Below are 1,802 nucleotides of genomic sequence, written 5' to 3'. Positions count from 1 at the left end.
GAACAGAGCCGTTAAGCCCCGCACTGCCGATGGTACTGCTGTCACAAGCGGGAGAGTAGGAAGGTGCCACCTGTGTTATTTGAGAGCGGGGAGAGTCTGCTGACGGAAGTCGGCAGACTTTTTTCGTTTAGGGCTACCCCACCAACCGGCTGGTTATAATGCCCACCTATTGGCTGACTGACCAGAGTGAAAGGAGAGCAGTCAGCTTGTTACAATCAAGGTGCGTATGGTTTATTCGTTGCGCATACATCTGGTATGATAGAAACTAGTATCCTTAAAGCCGATAGGCAATTTATGGTCAGTGGAATAGGGTTATCAGATAGACTTATCTTATGACTGCTCTATCCAACTCATGCGATCAAAAGTGGTGTGAGTGAACCGATAAGCACCGATGTGATTTGGTCTGGCTTCAGCTATTGATTTGTTTATTTATAAACATCCCGATTGAGTCAGATAGACAGATGACCCGTCCTAAAATAGGTTGACAGGTTTATTGATTATGTTGTCTTGAAGCAGCACCCCTTTCAAGTGGGTGCTGCTTTTTGTTGCTTGTGTACTTGATCGGGGGTTTGATAAGCTAACGACAGATGGGGCCGGTGTTGATTGTAAATGGCTACTGATTCAGCTACCATCTGACGCGCTTCAGTCAAATCAGCCGGACGCACCACTAGGAATTCGTATTTTATAATGCCATTCATCCGCTCTGCCAGTGCATTCTGGTAGCAGTCAGAGCCATCCGTCATTGAACAAGTGACACCATACTGGCGGTGCAAACGCTGATAGTAGTCGGCACAATACTGACTCCCCCGATCCGAATGATGGATCAGGGGCTGGGTGAGTTTGTTGGCCTTCAGTGCCCCTTCGAAGGCGACTCGTACCGCGGCTGCGGTTAATTGCTCATGCACGTGATAACCCACGATCTTGCGTGAGTAGGCGTCGGTCACCAGGCTCAGATACGCTTCTCCCTGAGCTACCTCTAAGTAGGTAATATCAGCTACCCAGAGTTGATTGGGCCGCTCAACCACCAGATCGTTCGTGGCATTGGGGTATTTACGCATCCAATGGCTGGAGTCGGTCGTTTTGCGATAGCTACGGGCCGCTCCCACCAGCAAGCCTGCATGGCGCAAACAGCTAAATAAGCCATCCCGCCCTAGTTTGATTCGCTGCTCTTGTAGTTTCTGCTTCAGTAAGTAATGAAGTTTACGCGTACCAAGCCGGGGCATGAGTCGACGCTGTTGCCGCACTAACTCAATCACTCGATTCCTGGTAGTTTGGTCGCGTTGTCGACGTTGTTGAGCCTGGTAATAACTCTGGCGACTGACCCCGAACAGTTGACAAATGTAGACCAGGCTCATTTGCCGCTCCGTCTGGAGCCGGTGGACTGCGCGGGGGAAGCCTTTTTTCGAATGTTGAGGCCATGCTCTTTCTCGGCCACCTCAATTAATGTTTGGTAAGCCAGAACCCGATCTTTCTCTCGTTGCAAATCGGCTTCTAGTTCTTTGATCCGCTGCTCGGGGGTGGGGGCTTTAGCGGGGTTAGGGTTGGCTTTCATAGCGGATCGAGGGGGAAACTGCCAGTCTAAGCTACCTAATTTCCGCAACCAGACCAAAACCGTTGAGCGGCCCTGGATCCCATACTTGGCCTGGGCTTGTTTATAGGTCAAGCTGCCTTGTTCGACTTCCTGGACGACACTGCGCTTAAAGGCCAAGGTGTAGTCGCCCTGAGTGCGCTTACGTCGTTGATTGATTGGCTTATCCATAAAATAAGTTGGGGGTAGTGTCAACCTATTTCAGGACGGGTCA

General features: G+C 50.4%; 1 protein-coding gene. It reads right to left on the bottom strand.

The features are described from left to right. Positions 1 to 524: 524 nt before the first annotated feature. A protein-coding gene (locus ACYVAC_RS07610) for an IS3 family transposase (protein ID WP_461095965.1) occupies positions 525 to 1,747 on the bottom strand; the annotation gives its coding sequence in 2 pieces (ribosomal slippage) (positions 525 to 1,390 and positions 1,390 to 1,747; 1,224 coding nt in all). Positions 1,748 to 1,802 lie beyond the last annotated feature (55 nt).

The sequence above is a fragment of the Spirosoma luteolum genome, assembly GCF_054778875.1.
The sequence above is the reverse complement of the archived record's forward strand: the minus strand, read 5'-3'. Positions and strand labels throughout refer to the sequence as shown.